Raw genomic sequence first — 24352 nt, 5'->3', positions numbered from 1 at the left:
GGATGATTCTGCCGCCCGAACGCCCCGGTTAGCGTCAAGACAGGTCCGGATATACCTCCAGACACTTCTTGAGTTTTGAGTCAGGCGCAAGAAATTGTGAGTCTCCAAGACCTCCACTTCCCGCTTGCGCATCTTGGTGACGAAGTCGAAGTGATCGTGCTAGGCCTGACTCACCCTGATCACATCGTCGAACAGCAGTTCGTTGTAGTTGCTGGGCGTAGGCCGCTGGTGGGATAGGGCTGGCGGAAACGCCACCACCTTGTGCAATTTGCCGGTTTCGGAAGGGTGCCTAACTTGGTTATTTCCGTACTGATGGATACTTCCAATATTCCTCGCGATAGTTGAACTCCTCTTAAGAAATCAAGGTTTTCAAGTATTAAACTCGGTATTTTGGAAAAGCGACATGACATGCATCAAAGACGAATTGAGCCTTTTGCCCGCGTAGACAGTCGGCCTACGGCCAGGACGGTGAAAGGATCAAATGGACAGCATCCAGGCCATCCCATATGCGCAGTGATTTTACGTAGGTCCATCGAGCTTCAGCTGGACCTGGAAAGGCTCTCGAACAACTCGACGGTCAGATTTCTCCAATTCAAATGGAGATTTCGCTCGATGTACGAATGCAAGGATTCGTCAGGTTGATTCGTACAATCATGAGGATACGTAGCCACCCTGACGCCTACCGGTGAGCAGGGTAAGGACTCGCCAATGTCTGCAGAGGAGCAAATCCTCCTCTGCGACAGTTTTTATTGTCTAAAAAGCAACCATGCGGCCGACTGTGGATAACTCACTCCACCGTGACGGACTTGGCCAGGTTGCGTGGCTGGTCGACGTCAGTGCCCTTGAGCACCGCTACGTAATACGACAGTAATTGCAGGGGGATGGTGTAGAGGATCGGCGACAGGATGTCGTGGATATGCGGCATGTGGACAACATGCGTGCCCTCGCCATTGGTCATGCCGGCTTTCTCATCGGCAAAGACGACCAGCTGACCGCCACGGGCGCGGACTTCCTGCAGGTTCGACTTGAGCTTTTCCAGCAGCTCGTTGTTCGGCGCGACGGTGACTACCGGCATGTCGTTATCCACAAGGGCCAGCGGACCATGCTTGAGCTCGCCGGCCGGGTAGGCTTCAGCGTGGATGTAGGAGATTTCCTTGAGCTTGAGCGCCCCTTCCATCGCCACCGGGAATTGCGCGCCACGACCCAGGAACAGGGTGTGGTGCTTCTCGGCGAACAGCTCGGCGATTTTTTCCACCGTGCCGTCCATTGCCAGGGCTTCGCCCAGGCGGGTCGGCAAGCGCCGCAGTTCTTCCACCAGGGTCGCTTCGACGCCTTCGCCCAGCGTGCCGCGGACCTGGCCCAGGGACAGAGTCAGCAACAGCAGGCCGACCAGCTGGGTGGTAAAGGCTTTGGTCGATGCCACGCCGATCTCGCGACCGGCCTGGGTCAGCAGGGTCAGGTCGGATTCGCGGACCAGCGAGCTGATACCGACGTTGCAGATCGCCAGGCTGGCGAGGTAGCCCCCTTCTTCTCTAGAAAGCACCTTGGCGTTGCGCAAAGCGGCCAAAGTGTCGGCGGTTTCGCCGGACTGGGAAATGGTCACGAACAGGGTGTCCGGCTGCACCACCACCTTGCGGTAGCGGAATTCGCTGGCCACCTCGACCTGGCATGGAATCCCGGCCAGTTCTTCCAGCCAGTAACGGGCAACCATGCCGGCGTGGTAGCTGGTGCCGCAGGCGACGATCTGCACGTTGCGCACTTTGGCGAACAGCTCGGCGGCCTGTGGACCGAAAGCCTGGACCAGCACTTGGCCCTGGCTCAGGCGACCTTCGAGGGTGCGTTGCACCACGGCTGGCTGTTCGTGGATTTCCTTGAGCATGAAGTGACGGAATTCGCCCTTCTCGGCGGCTTCGGCCCCATCGCGGTATTGCACGGCTTCGCGTTCCACCGCTTTGCCGTCGATATCCCAGATCTGCACGCTGTCGCGGCGAATCTCGGCGATATCACCCTCTTCCAGGTACATGAAGCGGTCGGTGACCTGGCGCAGGGCCAGTTGATCGGAAGCCAGGAAGTTTTCACCCAGGCCCAGGCCGATCACCAATGGGCTGCCACTGCGGGCGGCGACCAGGCGGTCCGGCTGGCTGGCGCTGATCACGGCCAGGCCATAGGCGCCATGCAGCTCCTTGACGGTGGCTTTGAGGGCCACGGTCAGGTCGCCCAGGTCCTTGAGCTTGTGCTCCAGCAGGTGGGCGATGACTTCGGTGTCGGTGTCCGACGTGAATACATAACCCAGGCCCTTCAGCTGTTCGCGCAGGGCTTCATGGTTTTCGATGATGCCGTTGTGCACTACCGCCAGGCCGCCGGAGAAATGCGGGTGGGCGTTGCGTTCGCACGGCGCGCCGTGGGTGGCCCAGCGGGTGTGGGCGATGCCCAGGCGGCCGGCCAGTGGCTCGCCGGTCAGGGCCTGTTCCAGCTCGCTGACCTTGCCCGGACGACGCATGCGCTCGAGCTTGCCATCGCCGGTGAGGACCGCCACGCCGGCGCTGTCGTAGCCGCGGTATTCGAGGCGCTTGAGACCTTCGATCAGGATGGCCGTGATATTTCGCTCAGCAACGGCACCAACAATTCCACACATGGGTTTCTCTCCTAGATGACTGCCGCGCAAATCAGCGTGATGCCGCGGGCCTGAATCTGATCGCGGGCCTCTGCGGGCAGGCGATCATCGGTAATAAGGGTATGGATGCTGCTCCACGGCAGCTCCAGGTTGGGAATCTTGCGGCCGATCTTGTCGGCCTCGACCATTACCACGACTTCCCGCGCCACCTCGGCCATCACCCGGCTCAGGCCGAGCAACTCGTTGAAGGTGGTGGTCCCGCGCACCAGGTCGATGCCGTCGGCCCCGATAAACAGCTGGTCAAAGTCATAGGAACGCAATACCTGCTCGGCTACCTGCCCCTGGAACGACTCGGAATGAGGGTCCCAGGTGCCGCCGGTCATCAACAGCACCGGCTCATGCTCCAGTTCGCTCAGGGCATTGGCCACATGTAGCGAGTTGGTCATGACCACCAGGCCCGGCTGCAGGCCGAGTTCGGGAATCATCGCCGCGGTGGTACTGCCGCTGTCGATGATGATGCGTGCATGTTCACGAATCCGCGCCACCGCCGCCCGGGCGATGGCTTGCTTGTATCGGGAGACTGGCTGGCCGACATCGCCGACCAGTTCCTGCGGCATGGTGATCGCTCCGCCATAGCGTCGCAGCAACAGTCCGTTGCTCTCCAGGGCAGCCAGGTCCTTACGAATCGTAACTTCGGAAGTTTCGAAGCGTTTAGCCAGCTCATCCACGCTCACCTCGCCCTGTTCATTGAGCAAGGCCAGGATGTTGTGACGGCGCTGGGGAGTGTTGCGTTTCGACATGAGCACTTAAGTTTCGATTCGAAAGATAACGGAAGCAATCAAAACCTATTGCCGGAAATTCGTCAAGCCAGCGCCAAGAAAAAAATCTGTGGATAAAAGCATCGCGGGCAAGACTCGCTCCTACAGATATCACTGTCTGTTGGAGCGAGGCTTGCCCGCGAAAGCAATCTCGAGAGTACCGGCCACCGGGTTGTGGATAACTCAGCTCTTCTTGATTTTCACCGGGCGTTTCCAACCGTCGATGTTCTTCTGCCGGGCACGGGCCACCGCCAGTTGGGCTTTTTCCACAGTCTGGTTAATGGTCGAGCCAGCCGCCGTGGTCGCGCCGTCGCGGATATCCACAGGCGCCACCAAGGAGTTGTTGGAACCAATAAATACGTCTTCGCCCAGCACTGTCCGATGCTTGTTGGCGCCATCGTAGTTGCAGGTGATGGTGCCGGCGCCAATGTTGCTGCGTGCACCGATCTCGGCATCGCCCAGGTAGGCCAGGTGACCGGCTTTGGCCCCCTCGCCCATGCGTGCGTTTTTCAGCTCGACAAAGTTACCCACATGGGCACGGGCTTCGAGAACGGTGCCCTCGCGCAGACGGGCAAACGGGCCGGCATCGCTGCCCTCGCCAAGCACCGCACCTTCGATATGGCTGTTGGCCTTGATTACCACGCCCTTGCGCAGGGTGCTGTCCTTGATCACGCAGTTCGGGCCAATCACCACGTCGTCCTCGATAACCACACGGCCTTCGAGAATCACGTTGATGTCGATCAGCACGTCGCGGCCCACCGTCACTTCACCGCGCACATCGAAACGTGCCGGGTCGCGCAGGGTCACGCCCTGGGCCATCAGGCGGCGAGCTTCACGCAACTGGTAATGGCGCTCCAGTTCGGACAACTGCTTGCGGTCGTTGGCGCCCTGCACTTCCATCGGATCGTGCGGTTGCTCGGTGGCCACCAACAAACCATCGCTGACCGCCATCTCGATCACGTCGGTCAGGTAATACTCGCCCTGGGCGTTATTGTTCGACAGACGACTCATCCAGTCGGCAAGGCGATTGGCCGGCACGGCAAGGATGCCGGTGTTGCCTTCGGTGATAGCGCGTTGTGCTTCGCTGGCGTCCTTGTGCTCGACAATGGCTGCGACCTTGCCGTCGGCGTCACGAACGATCCGGCCGTAACCGGTCGGGTCGTCCAGCTCCACGGTCAGCAGGCCCATCTGCCCGGGGACAACATGCTTGAGCAAGCGCTGCAGGGTTTCGACTTCGATCAGCGGCACGTCACCGTAGAGAATCAGCACGGTGTCGGCGGTAATGAACGGCACCGCCTGGGCGGTAGCGTGACCGGTACCCAGTTGCTTGTCCTGCAGCACGAAATTCAGGTCATCGGCCGCCAGGCGCTCGCGAACCGCGTCGGCGCCATGGCCGATGACTACATGGATGCGTTGTGGATCGAGTTGTCGGGCGCTGTGGATAACATGCCCGAGCATGGAGTTGCCCGCCACCGGGTGCAGTACTTTCGGCAACGCGGAACGCATGCGGGTGCCTTGACCGGCAGCGAGAATAACGATTTCAAGAGACATGACTGGCTACCAATCCTGGGTGGTCAGCGATTGCGACCATGAAGTGAATTGCAAAAAATAAAAAGGGTAGCCGAGGCTACCCTTTTTAATCAATCACGCGGAAATCCCGCGGCTTAGCCGCCGAACTTCTTGCGGATCTGCTGGACGGTGCGCAGCTGGGCTGCGGCCTCGGCCAGACGTGCAGCAGCAGAACCGTAGTCGAAATCTGCGCCTTTTTCATTCAGGGCCTTCTCAGCAGCCTTGACGGCTTCCTGAGCGGAGGCTTCGTCCAGGTCGGCAGCACGTTGCACGGTGTCGGCAAGAACCTTGACCATGTTCGGCTGAACCTCGAGGAAACCACCGGAGATGTAGAACACCTCGGCTTCCCCGCCCTGCTTGATCAAGCGGATCGGACCTGGTTTCAGATTAGTGATCAGCGGAGCGTGACCCAGGGCGATACCAAGATCCCCGAGCTCGCCGTGTGCGATCACCATCTCGACCAGACCGGAGAAGATCTCTCCTTCCGCGCTGACGATATCGCAATGGACTGTCATAGCCATCTGCTTGCCTCAACCTAAATTAGCGCCCGTTGCCGGGCGCCGGGATTACAGTTTCTTGGCTTTCTCGATCGCTTCTTCGATGCCACCAACCATGTAGAACGCTTGTTCTGGCAGATGGTCGTAGTCACCGTTGAGGATGCCTTTGAAGCCAGCGATGGTGTCTTTCAGGGAAACGTATTTGCCTGGAGAACCAGTGAAGACTTCAGCCACGAAGAACGGCTGCGACAGGAAGCGCTGGATCTTACGAGCGCGGGATACCAGTTGCTTGTCGGCTTCGGACAGTTCGTCCATACCCAGGATCGCAATGATGTCCTTCAGCTCTTTGTAGCGCTGCAGCACGTACTGAACGCCGCGAGCGGTTTCGTAGTGCTCGTTGCCGATCACGTTCGGGTCCAGCTGGCGGGAAGTCGAGTCCAGTGGGTCTACCGCTGGGTAGATACCCAGGGAAGCGATGTCACGGGACAGTACGACGGTGGCGTCCAAGTGGGCGAAGGTGGTCGCTGGCGACGGGTCGGTCAAGTCGTCCGCAGGTACGTATACCGCTTGGATCGAGGTGATCGAGCCTTGCTTGGTCGAAGTGATACGTTCTTGCAGAACGCCCATCTCTTCAGCCAGGGTCGGCTGGTAACCTACTGCCGAAGGCATACGGCCCAGCAGTGCGGATACTTCGGTACCGGCCAGGGTGTAACGATAGATGTTGTCGACGAACAGCAGAACGTCGTTACCTTCGTCACGGAACTTCTCGGCCATGGTCAGACCGGTCAGAGCTACGCGCAGACGGTTTCCCGGCGGCTCGTTCATCTGGCCGTATACCAGTGCCACTTTGTCCAGAACGTTGGAATCCTTCATCTCGTGGTAGAAGTCGTTACCCTCACGAGTACGCTCACCCACACCGGCGAACACGGAATAACCGCTGTGCTCGATGGCGATGTTACGGATCAGTTCCATCATGTTTACGGTTTTGCCCACACCGGCACCACCGAACAGACCGACTTTACCGCCCTTGGCGAACGGGCAAACCAGGTCGATAACCTTGATGCCGGTTTCCAGCAGGTCGTTGCCGCCAGCTTGTTCAGCGAAGGTCGGCGCAGGACGGTGAATGCCCCAACGCTCTTCTTCGCCGATCGGGCCAGCTTCGTCAATCGGGTTGCCCAGTACGTCCATGATCCGGCCCAGGGTCGCTTTACCGACCGGTACGGAGATGGCTGCGCCAGTGTTGTTGACGTCCAGACCGCGCTTCAAGCCCTCGGTGGAGCCCATCGCAATGGTACGTACCACGCCGTCGCCCAGCTGCTGCTGAACTTCCAGAGTGGTTTCGGCGCCTTGAACCTTCAAGGCGTCGTAGATGCTCGGTACGCTGTCGCGTGGAAATTCCACGTCGATAACGGCGCCGATGATTTGAACGATACGTCCGCTACTCATAGCTGGATCCTCTGAATATTTGAACCGTTAAACCGCGGCAGCGCCGCCGACGATTTCCGAGATCTCTTGGGTGATCGCAGCCTGACGCGCCTTGTTGTAGATCAGCTGCAAATCGCTGATCAAATCACCGGCGTTGTCGGTAGCGTTCTTCATCGCGATCATCCGCGCAGCTTGTTCGGCCGCGTTGTTCTCGACCACCGCCTGGTAGACCTGCGACTCCACGTAGCGAACCATCAAGCCGTCAAGCAGCTCTTTGGCGTCCGGTTCGTAGAGATAGTCCCAGTGGTGCTTGAGTTCTTGATCCGGGGTTGCCACCAGCGGAATCAACTGCTCCACCGTAGGCTGTTGCGTCATGGTGTTGATGAACTTGTTGGACACCACGGACAGGCGGTCAATCCGGCCGTCCAGGTAGGCATCCAGCATCACCTTGACGCTGCCGATCAGATCATTGATCGACGGCTCTTCACCCAGGTGGCTGATTGCAGCGACGACGTTACCGCCGAAGTTACGGAAGAAAGCCGCACCTTTGCTGCCAACCACGCACAGATCGATCTCGACGCCATTTTCGCGGTTTACCGCCATGTCCTTGACCAAAGCCTTGAACAGGTTGGTATTCAAACCACCGCACAGACCACGGTCACTGCTCACCACGACATAACCGACGCGCTTGATTGCACGGTCGATCATGAATGGGTGGCGATATTCCGGGTTGGCGTTGGCCAGATGACCAATAACCTGGCGGATGCGCTCCGCGTAAGGACGGCTAGCAGCCATGCGCATTTGTGCCTTGCGCATTTTGCTGACCGCCACTTTTTCCATGGCGCTGGTAATCTTTTGCGTGCTTTTGATGCTCGCAATCTTACTGCGAATCTCTTTTGCGCCTGCCATGTAACACCTATCAGGTTAGCAAGCGGGAGCCTCGCGGCCCCCGCTGCGGCTTACCAGGTTTGGGTGGCCTTGAACTTCTCGATACCGGCTTTCAGGCCAGCGTCGATTTCGTCATTGAAGTCACCCTTCACGTTGATCTTCGCCATCAAGTCGGCGTGATCGCGGTTGAAGTAAGCAATCAGCGCTTGTTCGAAGCTACCGATCTTGGCGATTTCGACGTCAGTCAGGAACCCACGCTCAGCGGCATACAGCGACAGCGACATGTCAGCGATGGACATCGGCGCGTATTGCTTCTGCTTCATCAGCTCGGTAACGCGCTGACCGTGTTCAAGTTGCTTACGGGTCGCTTCGTCCAGGTCAGAAGCGAACTGGGCGAATGCCGCCAGTTCACGGTACTGAGCCAGAGCGGTACGGATACCACCGGACAGCTTCTTGATGATCTTGGTCTGAGCGGCACCACCTACACGGGATACCGAAACACCGGCGTTCACTGCCGGACGGATGCCGGAGTTGAACATGGCCGATTCCAGGAAGATCTGACCGTCGGTGATGGAAATCACGTTGGTCGGAACGAACGCGGAAACGTCGCCAGCCTGGGTTTCGATGATCGGCAGTGCGGTCAGGGAACCGGTCTTGCCAGTTACCGCGCCGTTGGTGAACTTCTCTACGTACTCTTCCGAAACGCGGGATGCGCGCTCCAGCAGACGGGAGTGGAGATAGAACACGTCGCCTGGGTAAGCTTCACGGCCTGGTGGACGGCGCAGCAGCAGGGAAATCTGGCGGTAAGCCACTGCTTGCTTGGACAGATCGTCATAAACGATCAGCGCGTCTTCACCGCGGTCGCGGAAGAATTCGCCCATGGTGCAACCGGAGTACGGTGCCAGGAATTGCAGGGCAGCGGATTCGGAAGCACTGGCAGCCACGATGATGGTGTTGGCCAGAGCGCCGTTTTCTTCCAGCTTGCGAACAACGTTGGCGATGGTCGATTGTTTCTGACCGATAGCCACGTATACGCAGAAGATGCCGCTGTCTTTCTGGTTGATGATCGCGTCGATCGCCAGAGCGGTCTTACCGATCTGACGGTCACCGATGATCAGCTCACGCTGGCCACGGCCGACTGGGATCATGGCATCGACAGCCTTGTAGCCAGTCTGTACAGGCTGGTCTACCGACTTACGCCAGATCACGCCTGGAGCAACTTTCTCGACCGCGTCGGTCTCGGTGTTGTTCAGCGGACCTTTGCCGTCAACTGGGTTACCCAGTGCGTCGACTACGCGACCCAGCAGTTCCTTACCAACCGGAACTTCGAGGATGCGGCCGGTGCACTTGGCGCTCATGCCTTCAGCCAGAGTCGTGTATGCGCCCAGTACAACGGCACCTACGGAGTCTTGCTCGAGGTTGAGTGCCATACCGTAGACACCGCCCGGAAACTCGATCATCTCGCCGTACATAACGTCGGCCAGACCGTGAATCCGCACGATACCGTCAGAAACGCTGACGACAGTGCCTTCGTTACGGGCTTGAGAGGTCACATCGAGTTTTTCGATGCGGCCCTTGATAATTTCACTTATTTCGGAAGGATTGAGTTGCTGCATTGCTCTGCTGCCCCTTCAAACTCAAGATTTCAATGCTTCGGCAAGTTTCGCGATTTTGCCGCGAATCGAGCCATCGATAACCAGGTCGCCGGCGCGGATGACGACACCACCAATCAGGGCAGCGTCCTCCGCAACTTGCAGGCGCACTTCCCGGTCGAGTCGTGCACTGAGAACCTTGGCGAGTTTGTCTTGCTGTTCTTGGTTCAACGCAAAAGCACTGGTGACTTCCACATCTACCGATTTCTCTTGCTCGGCCTTGTACAGGTCGAACAGAGCGGCGATCTCCGGCAGAAGCAGGAGACGGTCGTTTTCGGCAACGACGTGGATGAAATTCTGTGCCTTGGCATCGAACTTGTCGCCGCACACGTCGATAAACGTGGCGGCCTTGTCTGCGCTCGTCAGTCGCGGGGCCTTGAGCACGCGCCGCATGGTGTCGTCTTGCGACACTGCTGCGGCCAGGCCGAGCATGGCTGACCAAGAGGCCAGCTGCTGGTGGGCCTGAGCGTGCTCGAAGGCCGCCTTAGCGTAAGGTCGGGCCAACGTGGTCAGTTCTGCCATGATCGCCCTCGCTTAAATTTCAGCAGCCAGTTTGTTAACCAGCTCCGCGTGCGCGTTTTGATCGATTGTGGCACCCAGGATCTTCTCGGCACCGCCAACGGCCAGCACACCCAGTTGGGCACGCAGCGCGTCTTTGACACTGTTCAGTTCCTGCTCGATCTCGGCCTGAGCCTGAACCTTCACACGGTCAGCGTCGATACGGGCTTTTTCAACAGCCTCTTCGACGATCTGGTTACCGCGTTTCTTGGCTTGCTCAATGATTTCGGCTGCCTGAGCTTTTGCTTCGCGCAGTTGCTGACCCGCTTTCTCTTGGGCCAGTTCCAGGTCGCGAGCTGCTCGGCTGGCAGCGTCCAGTCCATCCGCGATCTTCTTCTGACGTTCGTGCAAAGCCGCGATGACCGGAGGCCACACGAACTTCATGCAAAACAGTACAAAAATGAAGAACGCAACGGACTGGCCAATCAGGGTTGCATTAATGTTCACGCCAACACCTCGCTCGTTCGTTGTCCATCACACCAATCAACTCGAAAATTCGAGTGATTAGCCAGCGAGTTGACCAACGAAGGGGTTCGCGAAGGTGAAGAACAGAGCGATACCAACGCCGATCATGGTTACGGCGTCGAGCAGGCCAGCAACGATGAACATTTTAACTTGCAGCATTGGAACCATTTCTGGCTGACGCGCAGCGCCTTCCAGGAACTTGCCGCCCAACAGGCCGAAACCAATTGCGGTACCCAGTGCGCCCAGGCCGATCAACAGTGCAACAGCGATAGCGGTTAGACCAACTACAGTTTCCATCTTTCCTCCCGACTTTTACGTCGTATGGTTTAGGTTTTTTAGATTAAAGCGGTAAAACAAATCGTTTCATCGTGCCCTAGACGGGCCCCCTCCCGTTTGACCGGGAGGGACATCAGACTGGTCGAGACCGGTCTTAATGGTTCTCTTCGTGCGCCATCGACAGGTAGACGATGGTCAGCATCATGAAGATAAACGCTTGCAGGGTGATGATCAGGATGTGGAACACAGCCCACGCCCATTGCAGCACCACGCCCAGGCCGCTGAGCCAGAGCAGGCCGCTGCCGAACATCACGGCGATCAGGATGAACACCAGTTCGCCAGCGTACATGTTGCCGAACAGACGAAGTGCCAGGGAGATTGGCTTGGCTACCAGCGTCACGAATTCAAGCAGGAAGTTCACCGGAATCAGCAGTGCTTGAACGAAGATGTTCTTGCTGCCGAATGGGTGCAGGGTCAGTTCGCCGATGAAACCGCCGATGCCCTTGACCTTGATGCTGTAGAAAATGATCAGAGCGAACACCGACAGGGCCATGCCCAGGGTCGCGTTCGGGTCGGTAGTCGATACGGCACGGAAAGGAATGTGCGAATCGCCGGAGATCAGGATGGCCAGTTGAGGAATCCAGTCGACCGGAATCAGGTCGATGGCGTTCATCAGGAACACCCAGACGAAGATGGTCAGTGCCAGCGGTGCAATCACTGGGCTACGGCCATGGAAGCTGTCTTTCACGCTGCCATCGACGAACTGGACCAATACTTCAACGAAGTTCTGCAAAGCACCTGGCTGACCGGAAGTTGCCTTCTTGGCCGCCATGCGGAAAAGAAGAACGAAGATCAGACCCAACGCGACAGACCAGCCGAGAGTATCGACGTGGAATGCCCAGAAGCCCATTTCTTTGGCTTCTGCTGCGGTGTGGGCAAAGCCCCAGCCGCCATTAGGTAGCTGACCGAAGGTCAGGTTCTGCAAGTGGTGCTGGATATAGCCCGAAGCGGTTGTTTCTGCCATGGTTGCCTCAAACGCCCTAAGGTCTCGAAAGTCTTGTTCTCATAAGCAGGGGAGCGAACCAGCTGACCAGTTGGGTCAGCACGAAGACGCCGAATACAGCTAGCGGCGCCAATGGCTTCACACCTGCGAACGTCAATGCAAAGAGCACTGCCGTCAAAATCAGTTTGCCTGCCTCGCCGGCATAAAAAGACCGGACGATGGCTTGAGCTGCTCGGGCGCCGGAAAACCGAAATGCCCTATGAGCGAAATACACATTCGGCAGCAAGGCTATCAGTCCCCCACAAAGGCCTGAATATCCGGCTACGACTCCATGCCAATGCCAGAGCGCCAACGCGGCCAGCAATAAAACGACCAATTGAGCCAATAAAACCGGGAAAACCGCCAAGCGATGGAACGGCAAGCGGTTTGGCGTGCGGGTTTCCATCACTCTTGCTCCTCATGGGTCGGCTGCCAGAATTCAATAACTTGGCATAATTTGTGCCGACAAAATGCGCGCAGAGTATAGGGGCGGTTCAGCCCCTATTCAACTGCCGGGTAGTGATTTCCGACTGCACGCTACATGAGGAAATGTTTCAGCGAATGTGTGCAAGGACGCCTTGAAGCTCATCGAGGGAGTTATACCCGATCACCAGCTGACCTTTCCCTTTCTTTCCGTGACGAATCTGCACCGCAGAGCCTAGGCGCTCGGCCAGGCGTTGCTCCAGACGCGCGATATCGGGGTCGGGTTTGACGGGTTCGGCAGGCTGCTGTTTGCCACTCAACCACTGGCGAACCAGGGCTTCGGTCTGGCGCACAGTGAGGCCGCGTGCGACAACGTGTCGCGCCCCTTCAACCTGTTGATTTTCCGGCAAACCCAGCAAGGCACGGGCATGACCCATTTCCAGGTCGCCGTGGGACAACATGGTCTTGATCACTTCAGGCAAAGCGATCAGGCGCAGCAGGTTAGCGACAGTGACGCGGGACTTACCCACAGCCTCGGCAACCTGCTGCTGAGTCAGCTGGAATTCCTGCTGCAGGCGCTGCAGGGCAACCGCTTCCTCGACGGGGTTGAGGTCTTCGCGCTGGATATTCTCGATCAGCGCCATGGCGATGGCGGTTTCGTCCGGGACATCGCGAACCATCGCGGGGATGGTTTCCTGACCCGCCTGCTGGCTGGCGCGCCAGCGGCGCTCACCGGCGATGATTTCAAAACGCCCGGAGCCGATAGGACGCACCACGATCGGCTGCATCACGCCCTGAGTCTTGATCGAGCTCGCCAGTTCTTCCAGTGCCTGTGGGTCCATGTCCCGGCGCGGCTGATACTTGCCGCGCTGGATCAGGTCCAGCGGCAAATGTTGCAGCTCACGCACATCGGCTTGAACCGCTTGTTCTTCCAGCGAGCTGACAGTCGGACCACTCAACAGTGCATCCAGTCCACGTCCGAGACCTCGTTTCTTGACGGCCATGGGGATTCCTTAAGTTGGCTGGGCGGCAGCTGCGCGTGAGTTTTTCCGTTGCCGACGAACCATCTCGCCAGCGAGGGCCAGATAAGCGATGGCACCGCGCGACTGTTTGTCGTAGACCAAGGCCGGCATGCCATAACTGGGGGCTTCCGCCAGACGGATGTTGCGTGGGATCACTGTGTCGTACAACTGATCGCCGAAGTGTTCCTTGAGCTGCGCGGAAACATCGTTCATCAGGCTCAGGCGCGGATCGTACATGGTACGCAGCAGGCCCTCGACCTTGAGGTTCGGGTTCAGCAGTTCGGAAATGCGCTTGATGTTATCCACAAGGTCGCTCAGCCCTTCAAGGGCAAAGTACTCGCACTGCATGGGGATAATGACCCCATCGGCGGCAACCAGGGCGTTGAGCGTCAGCATCGACAGCGACGGCGGACAGTCGATCAGAATGTAGTCGTAGTTTTCCCGGATCGGTGCCAAGGCGCTGCGCAGGCGGCTTTCCTTCATCTGCATTTCCAGCAGGACGACTTCCGCGGCGGTCAGGTCGCGGTTCGCCGGCAGCAGCTGATAACCGCCATGCTCGGAATAGTGCATGGCCTGGGCCAGATCGCATTCGCCGATCAGCAGGTCGTAGACCGAATTTTCCAGGCCATGTTTATCCACACCGCTACCCATGGTGGCGTTGCCCTGTGGATCGAGATCGATCAACAGCACCCGGCGCTTGGTAGCAACCAGCGATGCTGCGAGGTTGATGCAGGTGGTGGTCTTGCCCACACCACCTTTCTGGTTCGCTATCGCGAATACCTTAGCCATTCTTGCTTGTGTTCCCAATCATGCCGTGCGGCGCAGTATCAGCAGATGGCGTTGGCCTTGGCAACCGGGTACGGCCAGGGCGTGTTCGCTATCGAGGTGGAAGTCTGCCGGCAATGCTATCAGCTCATCGGCGGGATGAACGCCCTTCATTGCCAGCCAACGTGTGTCGCGATCGCCCAGGTGGCGAGTCCAGTTGGTGAAGTTCTCCATGCTGCTGAATGCCCGGGAAATGATCCCGTTGAAAGGCTGCTGCGGCTGGAAGGCTTCGACGCGACTGTGGATAACTTGCAGGTTGTCCAGTTTCAGCTCGAGTTTGACCTGGGTCAGGAAGCGGGTTTTCTTGCCATTGCTGTCCAGGCAGGTCACTTGCGAGTCCGGAAACAGGATAGCCAATGGAATTCCCGGCATCCCGCCGCCACTGCCAACGTCCAACCAACGACCGTTTTCGATGAAGGACATCACGCTCAGGCTGTCGAGCAGGTGCCGCGAGACCATTTCATCCGGATCGCGCACGGCGGTCAGGTTGTAGGCCTTGTTCCATTTGATCAACAGCGCCAGATAACCCAGCAGCAGTTCGTGCTGGGTTTCTGTCAGGTTGACACCGAGTTGGCGAGCACCTGTGGATAACTCTTCTGCATGTTGCGAGGTGACCTGCGAACTCAAGCGCTTTGCTCCAACTGACGGCCCGCGCCGCGTTTTTTCAAATGAATCATCAACAGCGAAATCGCTGCCGGGGTCACGCCCGGAATCCGCGAAGCCTGGCCCAGGGTTTCTGGACGAGTCGCGCCGAGCTTGCTCTGGATCTCTTTCGAGAGGCCGGAGATGGTGCTGTAGTCGATATCCACAGGCAGCTTGGTGTCTTCGCTAGCCCGCAGACGAGCAATTTCATCCTGCTGGCGATCGATGTAGCCGGCGTACTTGGTCTTGATCTCGACCTGCTCGGCGACCTGGGGATCTTCCGCACCCTGCCCGGTCACTTCGACCAGACCAGCGTAGTCGATTTCCGGACGGCTCAGCAGGTTCAACAAGTTGTACTCATGGGTCAGCGGCGTGCCGAACTTCTCGGCGATCGCATCCCCCTGCTCGGTGCCCGGGCGTACCCAGGTGCTTTTCAGGCGTTGCTCTTCCAGGGCAATGCCTTCGCGCTTCTTGCAGAACGCAGCCCAACGGACATCGTCCACCAGGCCCAGTTCCCGACCTTTTTCAGTCAGGCGCAGGTCGGCGTTGTCTTCGCGAAGGATCAGCCGATATTCGGCGCGGGATGTGAACATCCGATACGGTTCCTGGGTTCCCAGGGTAATCAGGTCGTCGACCAACACTCCGATGTAGGCTTCATCGCGACGCGGGCACCAGCTGTCTTTGCCCTGCGCGCGCAATGCGGCGTTGGCCCCGGCGAGCAAGCCTTGGGCGCCGGCTTCTTCGTAACCGGTGGTGCCGTTGATCTGGCCGGCAAAGAACAGGCCGCCGATCACTTTGGTTTCCAGGCTGTATTTCAGGTCGCGCGGGTCGAAGTAGTCGTACTCGATGGCATAGCCGGGACGCACGATGTGGGCGTTTTCCATGCCGCGGATCGATTGCACGATCTGCAACTGCACATCGAACGGCAGGCTTGTGGATATCCCGTTCGGATACAGCTCGTGAGTAGTCAGGCCTTCCGGCTCGATGAAGACCTGGTGGCTTTCCTTGTCGGCAAAGCGATGGATCTTGTCTTCGATCGACGGGCAGTAGCGCGGGCCAATGCCCTCAATCATCCCGGCATCGGAATACATCGGCGAACGGTCGAGGTTTGCAGCGATGATTTCGTGAGTCCGCGCATTGGTATGAGTAATCCAGCAACTGACCTGCCGCGGATGCTGTTCCTTGTTGCCCAGGAAAGACATGACCGGGATCGGCGTATCGCCCGGTTGCTCGGTCATCACCGAGAAATCCACAGACCGGCCATCGATGCGCGGTGGTGTACCGGTTTTCAGGCGGCCGACACGCAGAGGCAGTTCGCGCAGACGGCGAGCCAGAGCAATAGACGGCGGATCACCGGCACGACCACCGGAGTAATTCTGCAAACCAATGTGGATAAGTCCGCCGAGGAAGGTACCAGTGGTCAACACCACGGACTCGGCGAAGAAACGCAGGCCCATTTGGGTCACTACGCCGCGGACCTGGTCCTGCTCGACGATCAGGTCGTCCGCTGCCTGTTGAAATATCCACAGGTTCGGCTGGTTTTCCAGGGTTTCGCGGACAGCGGCCTTGTACAGGATACGGTCGGCCTGGGCGCGAGTAGCGCGCACGGCCGGGCCTTTGCGGCTGTTCAACACCCGAAACTGAATACCACCTTTATCGGTAGCCATGGCCATCGCGCCGCCGAGGGCGTCGATTTCCTTGACCAAATGGCTTTTGCCGATCCCGCCAATTGCGGGGTTGCAGCTCATTGCTCCGAGGGTTTCCACGTTGTGCGTCAGCAACAGGGTTTTTGCCCCCATGCGCGCTGATGCAAGTGCTGCCTCGGTACCGGCATGACCGCCGCCGATGACGATCACTTCAAAACGGGAAGGGAAATCCACCACGCACCTCGTGCCTGCTTATATGGGTAAAAAAAGGATGGGTTCTTGGGCTAACGGACAAGTATAGGGTCTTCGCCCTTCCTAAAGAACCCTTTGCACAAAATTTAACCAGCTGTGGATGACTCACGGACAATAGAAATTAAAAAGAAAGAAATTTATTAAATCTTTGTTTTTATGTTTATTCTTAGGCACCGACCTATCTGTGGATAGATTCATACAGCCATTTGTTTTCAATGTGTACAGAGATTCAAAACTCTGTGGTTAGGTGGCCAGGAGGCCGTTGGATAACCGGTGTAAGCCTGTGGATTAAAGTAGCGGTTATCCACAGAGCGGGTTTTCCTCACTTTTTGCGCCCTGTTATCAACCGAGCCTAAGGGCAGTTATTCACAGAGCTTAATCCACAGAAAAAGGTTCGGACAGCCAAACGGCGCCCACAAAAAATCCGCCGGAACGCTCGGTGGCGCTCGGCAAATTCGAAAATGATGGGGATAGCGCTGGTTTGCGCGTGATGCAGGCGAGCAGGGCCTTGAGTATCACGCGTAATCGAGCCGTCGACCGACGGCTCCTACAAGAAGATCGGGTTATTTACCGATACAGAAGCTGGAGAAGATCCGGCCCAGCAGGTCGTCCGAGCTGAAAGCGCCGGTAATTTCCCCCAGTGACTGCTGTGCCTGGCGCAAATCTTCCGCCAGCAGCTCGCCCGCGCCGGCGAGGGTCAGTTGCGAACGGCCATGTTCAAGCGCTTCACTGGCGTGATGCAGGGCTTCCAGGTGACGCCGGCGTGCGCTGAAGCTGCTTTCGGAGGTCTGTTCATAACCCATGCAGGCTTTGAGGTGTTCACGCAACAGCTCCAGACCCTCGCCACCCGCCTTGGCGCTCAGGCTGATCGTGACGTGGCCATCGTCGCTGACTTCCAAAGCGATCGCTTCATTGGTCAAGTCGGCCTTGTTGCGGATCAGGGTGACTTTCGCCGGATCCGGACGCTGTTCCAGGAACTCCGGCCACAAGGCAAAAGGATCCGTCGCTTCCGGAGCGGTGGCGTCGACTACCAGCAATACGCGATCGGCCTCGCCGATAGCCTTGAGGGCACGTTCCACTCCGATCTTTTCCACCTGGTCCTCGGTATCGCGCAGCCCCGCGGTATCCACAACGTGCAGCGGCATGCCGTCGATGTGGATATGTTCGCGCAGCACATCCCGGGTGGTGCCGGCGATCTCGGTAACGATCGCTGCTTCGCGTCCGGCCAGGGCATTGAGCAGGCTGGATTTGCCGGCATTCGGCCGCCCGGCGATGACCACGGTCATGCCGTCGCGCAGCAAGGCGCCCTGCCCAGCTTCGCGGACCACGGTGGATAACTCATCGCGCACGGTGTCGAGCATCTGCAGGACGTGGCCGTCGGCGAGGAAATCGATTTCTTCCTCGGGAAAATCGATGGCCGCCTCGACGTAAATGCGCAATGCGATCAGTTGCTCGGTCAGGTTATGCACACGCTTGGAGAATGCCCCCTGCAAAGAGCGCAACGCATTGCGCGCGGCCTGTGCGGAACTGGCCTCGATCAGGTCGGCGATGGCTTCGGCCTGGGCCAGGTCGAGCTTGTCATTGAGGAAGGCGCGCTCGCTGAATTCCCCTGGCCGGGCCAGTCGGCATCCCAACTGCAGGCAACGTTGCAACAGCATGTCCAGGACAATCGGGCCGCCGTGGCCCTGCAATTCCAGTACGTCTTCGCCGGTAAAGGAGTTTGGCCCAGGGAAATACAGGGCAATCCCCTCATCCAGGACTTCATTCCGATCGCTAAGAAACGGTCCGTAATGGGCATAACGCGGTTTCAGCTCGCGGCCGCTGATGGCCTTGGCGGCAACGCTGGCCAACGGTCCGGAAATACGCACGATGCCCACGCCACCGCGCCCCTGGGCGGTGGCTACAGCTGCGATGGTTTCACGAGGGACATTCATAACCCGCTCCAGACATAAAGAGGCAGACAAAAGTGACAGATAGCAAAACGCCCCACTAGGGGGCGTTTTGAGTGGTTATCCACAGCGTAGGTCAGGCAGCTGCTTTCTTGGTAGCAGCTTCGATCTTACGTGTGATGTACCACTGTTGTGCGATCGACAGGCAGTTGTTCACAACCCAGTACAGCACCAGGCCTGCCGGGAACCACAGGAAGAAGAAGGTGAAGATGATTGGCATCATTTTCATCACCTTGGCCTGCATCGGATCCGGAGGAGTCGGGTTCAGCTGCTGCTGGATGAACATGGTGGCGCCCATGATGATCGGCAGGATAAAGAACGGATCCTTGATCGACAGGTCGGTAATCCACAGCATGAACGGGGCCTGGCGCATTTCCACGCTTTCCAGGAGTACCCAGTACAAGGACAGGAACACCGGCATCTGCACGAGGATTGGCAAGCAACCACCCAGCGGATTGATCTTCTCCTTCTTGTACAGCTCCATCATGGCTTGCGACATTTTCTGCCGGTCGTCGCCATGTTGCTCTTTCAGAGCGGCCAGTTTCGGCGCTACCGCACGCATACGGGCCATGGATTTGTAGCTGGCTGCCGACAGTGGGAAGAAAATCCCCTTGATCAGCATGGTCAGGAAGATGATCGACCAGCCCCAGTTACCCACAATGCTGTGGATATGTTGCAGCAGCCAGAAGATCGGCTGGGCAATGAACCACAGGATGCCGTAGTCGACGGTCAGTTCCAGGCCTGGGGACAACTCTTTCAGCACGGCCTGGCTTTTCGGACCGGCGTACAGAGTGGCGGTGGTTTCAGCCTTGGCACCTGGTGCAACGGTCAGCGCCGGGCCAGTGAAACCGATGATGTAGTTGCCTTGGTTATCCTTGCGGGTCTGCACCACGTTGCTTTCGTTCTTCGCCGGAATCCAGGCGGTCACGAAGTAGTGTTGCAGCCAGGCAACCCAGCCACCTTGTACGGATTCTTTCAGCGAGCCCTTGTCGATATCTTTCATCGACACTTTTTTGTACGGCTCGGAACTTGTCCACAGGGCAGCGCCCAGGTAAGTCGCGGTGCCGGTGGCGGTGCTGGAAGAAGGATCGGAGCTGGCGTCGCGCTTGAGCTGGGCAAACAGGTTGCCAGTCCAGGCCTTATCGCTGGTGTTGTCGATCAGATAGGTGACTTTCAGATCGTACAGGCCGCGGGTAAAGGTGAAACGCTTGATGTAGTTGACGCCGGCTTCGCTGAATTTCAGGTCGACATTCAGCTGGTTCTGGCCGTTAGCCAGTTGATAAGTCTTTTTCTCGGCCGAGTAAACCGGGCGTCCTGCAGGACGGGCATCCGGACCGTTGACGCCGGTCAGGCCGCTTTGCGCCAGATAAGTACGCTCGCCACCGTTATCGAACAGCTGGAACGGAATTTCCGGATGGTCCTGGCGACGTGGATACAGCGGCAGCTTCAGCTGGGCGATATCACCACCTTGAGGATCGATAGCCAGATCGAGCACATCCGTTTTTACCTGGATGAGGTCTTTGCTTGCCGCTACCGGAGTTTCGGTAGGGGTGCTGGTATCGGTATTCGCGTTGGGTACATCGGCACTGGCGGAAGCATTGTTACCAACAGGCGTATCCGGTAGAGCCGGAGTGGCAGTGTTGGCAGCAACATTCTGAGTCGGCAGGGCAGCCTGGCCATAATCCTGGTTCCACTTAAGAACCATGACGTAGGACACGATTGCCAGGGCGACGATCAGGATCGTGCGTTTAATATCCATGATTACTCGGCCATCGAAGAAGAACGGGAGGTAGGGATAGGTGGAACCGGGTCATAACCACCGGGATTCCACGGATGACAGCGACCTAAACGACGAAAGGTCAGCCAGCCACCGCGCAGAAGGCCATGATTTTCAATGGCTTCATACGCGTAGCAGGAACAGCTGGGGTAGAAACGACAGTGACTGGCCATCAGGGGACTAATGGCGTAGCGATAAAACTGGATCGGAACGAGTGCCAGTTTACGCATTCGGGCTGTCTACCCCTACAGTTTCGGTTTTGACTGCTGGTGCCGGCTTGTTACGGGCCAGACGCTTCCAGAGTTTGTCGAAATGCTGAATCAATTCGGGGTTTTCTACATCGCCCAAACCTTTGCGCGCGACGACAACGATGTCCCAGCCGACCAGAGAATCCTGGTGCAGGCGAAACGATTCGCGCATCAGACGTTTGAGACGATTGCGCTCAACGGAGAGCTTGACGCTCTTTTTTCCGATAACCAGCCCCAGACGGGGGTGATCCAGATCGTTGTCGCGCACAAGGAGCAGGAGATTTTTCCCCGGAACCTTGCCGGTAGGGGAGTCAAAGACTGCCTTGAAATGCCGGGGAGTAAGCAGACGCTTTTCCCGACTGAAGTCCTGACTCACCTCCAGTGCCGGAGTATCAAACTGCCAGACGCGCACGACCTTTGGCGCGACGACGCGACAGGACGGCACGACCGTTCTTGGTAGCCATGCGAGCACGGAAACCGTGGGTACGAGCGCGTTTGATAGTGCTTGGTTGGAAAGTACGTTTCATTGTCGTGTTACCTGGTTCGTCCACAACGGGCCGGAATGGCCCCCGTTTTAAGAGATCGGCGATTCTAGAGAAAGCAAGCCTCTAGGTCAATTTCCAACCAGCTTTTCCTTTATCTGGGTATGTCCGCTCAGCGAGCCGAAGAACCAGGTCAGCCAGATATAGAAATAAAGAAGGGAATTATTTAAAGCTTTTCTGTAAAGCTTATAAAGGCTAGGGCCCTGCCCATCTGTGGATAACTGCATTCAGCCCTTATAGAACGTACTGTACAGAGAATGACAACACTGTCGAGAAGCGGTGTTCTGCCTGTGCTGCGCTATCGGAAAAGCTGTGTGTGGAAAGGCTAGTTATCCACAGGCGGGTTATCCACTGAGTTTCGCCCCCAGTTGTGCAAAGCCCTCAGGGGCGGTTATCCACAGAGCTTATGCACATACCATTGGTCGTGTTTTTTCGGGATAAAGCGTTGATTCGTAGTGGCCTGTGATCAACCTACATGTGGATAAGTGGGCGTCTGGTCGCTACAATGGCGGCTTGTTTTTGCCTCACCGGCTTTCAACTTAGGGGATATCCGTGTCAGTGGAACTTTGGCAGCAGTGCGTGGAGCTTCTGCGTGATGAGCTGCCTGCCCAGCAATTCAACACTTGGATCCGTCCGCTACAGGTCGAAGCCGAAGGCGACGAGTTGCGTGTCTACGCACCGAATCGTTTTGTTCTCGATTGGGTCAACGAAAAGTACCTGGGCCGTGTGCTCGAGCTGCTGGATGAGCATGGCAATGGCATGGCGCCGGCGCTTTCCTTATTAATAGGCAGCAAACGCAGTTCCGCTCCTCGTGCGGCACCCAATGCGCCATTGGCCGCCGCCGTTGCCTCTCAGGTTCAGCAGGCAGCCGCTGCCGCCCCGGTTGCTACGCCGGCTCCGGCCGCTCCGACTAAACCGGCGACCCAGAAGATTGCCGAGGTCAGCGAAGAACCCTCTCGTGACAGCTTCGACCCAATGGCGGGGGCCAGTTCGCAACAGGCTCCAGTGCGCGCCGAACAGCGCACCGTCCAGGTAGAAGGTGCGCTCAAGCACACCAGTTACCTGAACCGCACCTTCACGTTCGAAAACTTTGTGGAAGGTAAGTCCAACCAGCTGGCCCGTGCTGCGGCCTGGCAGGTAGCCGACAACCCCAAGCACGGTTACAACCCGCTCTTCCTTTATGGTGGCGTAGGTTTGGGTAAGACCCACTTGATGCATGCTGTGGGTAACCATCTATTAAAGAAGAATCCGAATGCCAAGGTCGTGTACCTGCATTCCGAGCGCTTCGTCGCGGACATGGTCAAGGCGCTGCAACTCAACGCCATCAACGAATTCAAGCGCTTCTACCGTTCGGTGGATGCATTGCTGATCGACGATATCCAGTTCTTCGCCCGCAAGGAGCGTTCCCAGGAAGAGTTTTTCCACACCTTCAACGCCCTGCTCGAAGGCGGCCAACAGGTGATTCTCACCAGTGACCGCTATCCGAAGGAGATCGAAGGCCTGGAAGAACGCCTGAAATCACGTTTCGGCTGGGGCCTGACAGTGGCGGTAGAGCCACCGGAACTGGAAACCCGCGTCGCGATCCTGATGAAGAAAGCCGACCAGGCCAAAGTCGAACTGCCTCACGATGCGGCGTTCTTCATTGCCCAGCGGATTCGCTCCAACGTGCGTGAACTGGAAGGTGCGCTCAAGCGCGTCATCGCCCACTCGCACTTCATGGGGCGCGACATCACCATCGAGCTGATTCGTGAGTCGCTGAAAGACCTGCTGGCCCTGCAGGACAAATTGGTCTCTGTGGATAACATTCAGCGCACAGTCGCCGAGTACTACAAGATCAAGATCTCCGATCTGCTGTCCAAGCGGCGCTCGCGCTCGGTCGCGCGGCCGCGTCAGGTGGCCATGGCCTTGTCCAAGGAACTGACCAACCATAGCCTGCCGGAAATCGGCGATGTGTTTGGCGGCCGCGACCACACCACGGTCTTGCACGCATGCCGCAAGATCAATGAACTTAAGGAATCCGACGCGGACATCCGCGAGGACTACAAGAACCTGCTGCGTACTCTGACCACTTGATGACTCCAGCGCAGCTTATTAAGGCAAGGGACTAGACCATGCATTTCACCATTCAACGCGAAGCCCTGTTGAAACCCCTGCAACTGGTCGCCGGCGTCGTCGAACGTCGTCAGACCTTGCCGGTACTTTCCAACGTGCTGTTGGTTGTCGAAGGCCAGCAACTGTCGCTGACCGGTACCGACCTGGAAGTCGAACTGGTCGGTCGCGTGCAGCTGGAAGAGCCGGCGGAGCCAGGCGAGATCACTGTCCCGGCACGTAAGCTGATGGACATCTGCAAGAGCCTGCCGAACGATGCCCTGATCGACATCAAGGTCGACGAGCAAAAGCTGGTGGTCAAGGCTGGCCGTAGCCGCTTTACCTTGTCCACTCTGCCGGCCAACGATTTCCCGACCGTGGAAGAAGGCCCGGGCTCGCTGACTTGCCAGCTGGAGCAGAGCAAGCTGCGTCGCCTGATCGAGCGCACCAGCTTCGCCATGGCTCAACAGGACGTGCGTTATTACCTCAACGGCATGCTGCTGGAAGTCTCCGCCGGCATCATCCGCGCCGTGGCCACCGACGGTCACCGCCTGGCCATGTGCTCGATGCAGGCCGATATTGGTCAGCCGGATCGCCACCAGGTGATCGTGCCGCGCAAAGGCATCCTGGAACTGGCCCGCCTGCTCACCGAGCCGGACGGCAACGTCAGCATCGTGCTGGGTCAACACCACATCCGTGCGACCACCGGCGAGTTCACCTTCACTTCCAAGCTGGTCGACGGCAAGTTCCCCGACTACGAGCGCGTACTGCCGAAGGGCGGTGACAAGCTGGTATTGGGCGACCGCCAGGCGCTGCGTGAAGCCTTCAGCCGTACCGCGATTCTGTCCAACGAGAAGTACCGCGGTATCCGCCTGCAACTGGCCAACGGTCAGCTGAAAATCCAGGCGAACAACCCGGAGCAGGAAGAAGCGGAAGAAGAAGTAGGCGTGGAATACAACGGCGGTTCGCTGGAGATCGGCTTCAACGTCAGCTACCTGCTCGACGTGCTGGGCGTGATGACCACCGAACAGGTACGCCTGATCCTGTCCGATTCCAACAGCAGTGCGCTGGTGCAGGAATCTGACAACGACGACTCGGCTTACGTTGTCATGCCGATGCGCCTGTAATCATGCT

At 58.0% G+C, this 24352-nt stretch carries 23 protein-coding genes and 1 pseudogene; 2 read left to right on the top strand and 22 right to left on the bottom strand.

Annotation, left to right across the window (positions count from 1 at the left end; genetic code table 11):
* Positions 1-87 precede the first annotated feature (87 nt).
* From BLV20_RS31670 to rpmH, 22 genes and pseudogenes are all read right to left on the bottom strand, one after another.
* Positions 88-314: pseudogene (locus tag BLV20_RS31670) on the bottom strand (arginine deiminase family protein); the annotation flags it as partial.
* A 473-nt stretch (positions 315-787) separates the two neighbouring features.
* The gene (gene glmS / locus BLV20_RS04115; protein WP_092297377.1) at positions 788-2635 is read right to left on the bottom strand and encodes a glutamine--fructose-6-phosphate transaminase (isomerizing); all 1848 of its coding nucleotides are present in this window, start codon (positions 2633-2635) and stop codon (positions 788-790) included.
* An 11-nt stretch (positions 2636-2646) separates the two neighbouring features.
* Positions 2647-3414, bottom strand: a complete 768-nt coding sequence (locus tag BLV20_RS04110) for a DeoR/GlpR family DNA-binding transcription regulator (RefSeq protein WP_092297374.1) — start codon at positions 3412-3414, stop codon at positions 2647-2649.
* Between the two features lie 201 nt (positions 3415-3615).
* Entirely contained in the window at positions 3616-4983 is a 1368-nt protein-coding gene (glmU, locus tag BLV20_RS04105) for a bifunctional UDP-N-acetylglucosamine diphosphorylase/glucosamine-1-phosphate N-acetyltransferase GlmU (protein WP_092297371.1), read from the bottom strand.
* A 113-nt stretch (positions 4984-5096) separates the two neighbouring features.
* Positions 5097-5522: a F0F1 ATP synthase subunit epsilon gene (locus BLV20_RS04100; protein WP_009041460.1), complete on the bottom strand. Its 426-nt coding sequence runs from the start codon at positions 5520-5522 to the stop codon at positions 5097-5099.
* Positions 5523-5567: 45 nt separating this feature from the next.
* Complete coding sequence (gene atpD / locus BLV20_RS04095) at positions 5568-6944, bottom strand: F0F1 ATP synthase subunit beta (protein WP_009041461.1); 1377 nt, start codon at positions 6942-6944, stop codon at positions 5568-5570.
* A 27-nt stretch (positions 6945-6971) separates the two neighbouring features.
* Entirely contained in the window at positions 6972-7832 is an 861-nt protein-coding gene (gene atpG / locus BLV20_RS04090; protein WP_092297368.1) for a F0F1 ATP synthase subunit gamma, read from the bottom strand.
* Positions 7833-7882: 50 nt separating this feature from the next.
* Positions 7883-9427 (bottom strand): F0F1 ATP synthase subunit alpha, encoded by a 1545-nt coding sequence (gene atpA, locus BLV20_RS04085; protein ID WP_007924506.1) that lies wholly within the window; start codon positions 9425-9427, stop codon positions 7883-7885.
* 21 nt (positions 9428-9448) lie between these two features.
* A complete protein-coding gene (locus BLV20_RS04080) occupies positions 9449-9985 on the bottom strand; it encodes a F0F1 ATP synthase subunit delta (protein ID WP_007924505.1) in 537 nt (178 codons plus the stop codon).
* Positions 9986-9997: 12 nt separating this feature from the next.
* Positions 9998-10468, bottom strand: coding sequence for a F0F1 ATP synthase subunit B (locus BLV20_RS04075; protein ID WP_023967697.1), 471 nt, complete (start codon positions 10466-10468; stop codon positions 9998-10000).
* Positions 10469-10525: 57 nt separating this feature from the next.
* Entirely contained in the window at positions 10526-10783 is a 258-nt protein-coding gene (atpE, locus tag BLV20_RS04070) for a F0F1 ATP synthase subunit C (RefSeq protein WP_002555987.1), read from the bottom strand.
* Positions 10784-10916: 133 nt separating this feature from the next.
* Entirely contained in the window at positions 10917-11786 is an 870-nt protein-coding gene (atpB, locus tag BLV20_RS04065) for a F0F1 ATP synthase subunit A (RefSeq protein ID WP_092297365.1), read from the bottom strand.
* Positions 11787-11802: 16 nt separating this feature from the next.
* Positions 11803-12210 (bottom strand): F0F1 ATP synthase subunit I, encoded by a 408-nt coding sequence (locus tag BLV20_RS04060; RefSeq protein WP_037004398.1) that lies wholly within the window; start codon positions 12208-12210, stop codon positions 11803-11805.
* A gap of 148 nt (positions 12211-12358) precedes the next feature.
* Entirely contained in the window at positions 12359-13231 is an 873-nt protein-coding gene (locus BLV20_RS04055) for a ParB/RepB/Spo0J family partition protein (protein WP_092297362.1), read from the bottom strand.
* A 9-nt stretch (positions 13232-13240) separates the two neighbouring features.
* A complete protein-coding gene (locus BLV20_RS04050; protein WP_007924494.1) occupies positions 13241-14038 on the bottom strand; it encodes a ParA family protein in 798 nt (265 codons plus the stop codon).
* 18 nt (positions 14039-14056) lie between these two features.
* Entirely contained in the window at positions 14057-14701 is a 645-nt protein-coding gene (rsmG, locus tag BLV20_RS04045) for a 16S rRNA (guanine(527)-N(7))-methyltransferase RsmG (RefSeq protein WP_092297359.1), read from the bottom strand.
* Positions 14698-16596, bottom strand: coding sequence for a tRNA uridine-5-carboxymethylaminomethyl(34) synthesis enzyme MnmG (mnmG, locus tag BLV20_RS04040; protein WP_092297356.1), 1899 nt, complete (start codon positions 16594-16596; stop codon positions 14698-14700). The genes rsmG and mnmG overlap by 4 nt, the downstream gene beginning before the upstream one ends.
* Positions 16597-17177: 581 nt before the next feature.
* On the bottom strand, positions 17178-18548 hold the full coding sequence (gene mnmE / locus BLV20_RS04030) for a tRNA uridine-5-carboxymethylaminomethyl(34) synthesis GTPase MnmE (protein ID WP_092297353.1): 1371 nt from the start codon (positions 18546-18548) through the stop codon (positions 17178-17180).
* Between the two features lie 91 nt (positions 18549-18639).
* On the bottom strand, positions 18640-20322 hold the full coding sequence (gene yidC / locus BLV20_RS04025; RefSeq protein WP_092297350.1) for a membrane protein insertase YidC: 1683 nt from the start codon (positions 20320-20322) through the stop codon (positions 18640-18642).
* Between the two features lie 2 nt (positions 20323-20324).
* Positions 20325-20570, bottom strand: a complete 246-nt coding sequence (gene yidD, locus BLV20_RS04020; RefSeq protein ID WP_010465488.1) for a membrane protein insertion efficiency factor YidD — start codon at positions 20568-20570, stop codon at positions 20325-20327.
* A complete protein-coding gene (gene rnpA, locus BLV20_RS04015) occupies positions 20563-20964 on the bottom strand; it encodes a ribonuclease P protein component (protein ID WP_218190295.1) in 402 nt (133 codons plus the stop codon). The genes yidD and rnpA overlap by 8 nt, the downstream gene beginning before the upstream one ends.
* Positions 20965-20980: 16 nt before the next feature.
* Positions 20981-21115, bottom strand: coding sequence for a 50S ribosomal protein L34 (gene rpmH / locus BLV20_RS04010; RefSeq protein ID WP_003213577.1), 135 nt, complete (start codon positions 21113-21115; stop codon positions 20981-20983).
* Between the two features lie 567 nt (positions 21116-21682).
* On the opposite strand from rpmH, the gene dnaA reads away from it, so the two are divergent.
* Positions 21683-23203, top strand: a complete 1521-nt coding sequence (gene dnaA, locus BLV20_RS04005; RefSeq protein ID WP_092297344.1) for a chromosomal replication initiator protein DnaA — start codon at positions 21683-21685, stop codon at positions 23201-23203.
* 38 nt (positions 23204-23241) lie between these two features.
* Positions 23242-24345 (top strand): DNA polymerase III subunit beta, encoded by a 1104-nt coding sequence (gene dnaN, locus BLV20_RS04000; RefSeq protein ID WP_009046209.1) that lies wholly within the window; start codon positions 23242-23244, stop codon positions 24343-24345.
* The last annotated feature ends 7 nt before the right edge of the window (positions 24346-24352 follow it).

Source organism: Pseudomonas sp. NFIX28 (genome assembly GCF_900107395.1).
GTDB lineage: Bacteria > Pseudomonadota > Gammaproteobacteria > Pseudomonadales > Pseudomonadaceae > Aquipseudomonas.
The sequence above is the reverse complement of the archived record's forward strand: the minus strand, read 5'-3'. Positions and strand labels throughout refer to the sequence as shown.

Coding starts and splice junctions, on each gene's coding strand:
- glmS (WP_092297377.1), bottom strand. CDS start 2,635: ATGTGTGGAATTGTTGGTGCCGTTGCTGAGCGAAATATCACGGCCATC.
- BLV20_RS04110 (WP_092297374.1), bottom strand. CDS start 3,414: ATGTCGAAACGCAACACTCCCCAGCGCCGTCACAACATCCTGGCCTTG.
- glmU (WP_092297371.1), bottom strand. CDS start 4,983: ATGTCTCTTGAAATCGTTATTCTCGCTGCCGGTCAAGGCACCCGCATG.
- BLV20_RS04100 (WP_009041460.1), bottom strand. CDS start 5,522: ATGGCTATGACAGTCCATTGCGATATCGTCAGCGCGGAAGGAGAGATC.
- atpD (WP_009041461.1), bottom strand. CDS start 6,944: ATGAGTAGCGGACGTATCGTTCAAATCATCGGCGCCGTTATCGACGTG.
- atpG (WP_092297368.1), bottom strand. CDS start 7,832: ATGGCAGGCGCAAAAGAGATTCGCAGTAAGATTGCGAGCATCAAAAGC.
- atpA (WP_007924506.1), bottom strand. CDS start 9,427: ATGCAGCAACTCAATCCTTCCGAAATAAGTGAAATTATCAAGGGCCGC.
- BLV20_RS04080 (WP_007924505.1), bottom strand. CDS start 9,985: ATGGCAGAACTGACCACGTTGGCCCGACCTTACGCTAAGGCGGCCTTC.
- atpE (WP_002555987.1), bottom strand. CDS start 10,783: ATGGAAACTGTAGTTGGTCTAACCGCTATCGCTGTTGCACTGTTGATC.
- atpB (WP_092297365.1), bottom strand. CDS start 11,786: ATGGCAGAAACAACCGCTTCGGGCTATATCCAGCACCACTTGCAGAAC.
- BLV20_RS04060 (WP_037004398.1), bottom strand. CDS start 12,210: ATGGAAACCCGCACGCCAAACCGCTTGCCGTTCCATCGCTTGGCGGTT.
- BLV20_RS04055 (WP_092297362.1), bottom strand. CDS start 13,231: ATGGCCGTCAAGAAACGAGGTCTCGGACGTGGACTGGATGCACTGTTG.
- BLV20_RS04050 (WP_007924494.1), bottom strand. CDS start 14,038: ATGGCTAAGGTATTCGCGATAGCGAACCAGAAAGGTGGTGTGGGCAAG.
- mnmE (WP_092297353.1), bottom strand. CDS start 18,548: ATGAATGTCCCTCGTGAAACCATCGCAGCTGTAGCCACCGCCCAGGGG.
- yidC (WP_092297350.1), bottom strand. CDS start 20,322: ATGGATATTAAACGCACGATCCTGATCGTCGCCCTGGCAATCGTGTCC.
- yidD (WP_010465488.1), bottom strand. CDS start 20,570: ATGCGTAAACTGGCACTCGTTCCGATCCAGTTTTATCGCTACGCCATT.
- rpmH (WP_003213577.1), bottom strand. CDS start 21,115: ATGAAACGTACTTTCCAACCAAGCACTATCAAACGCGCTCGTACCCAC.
- dnaN (WP_009046209.1), top strand. CDS start 23,242: ATGCATTTCACCATTCAACGCGAAGCCCTGTTGAAACCCCTGCAACTG.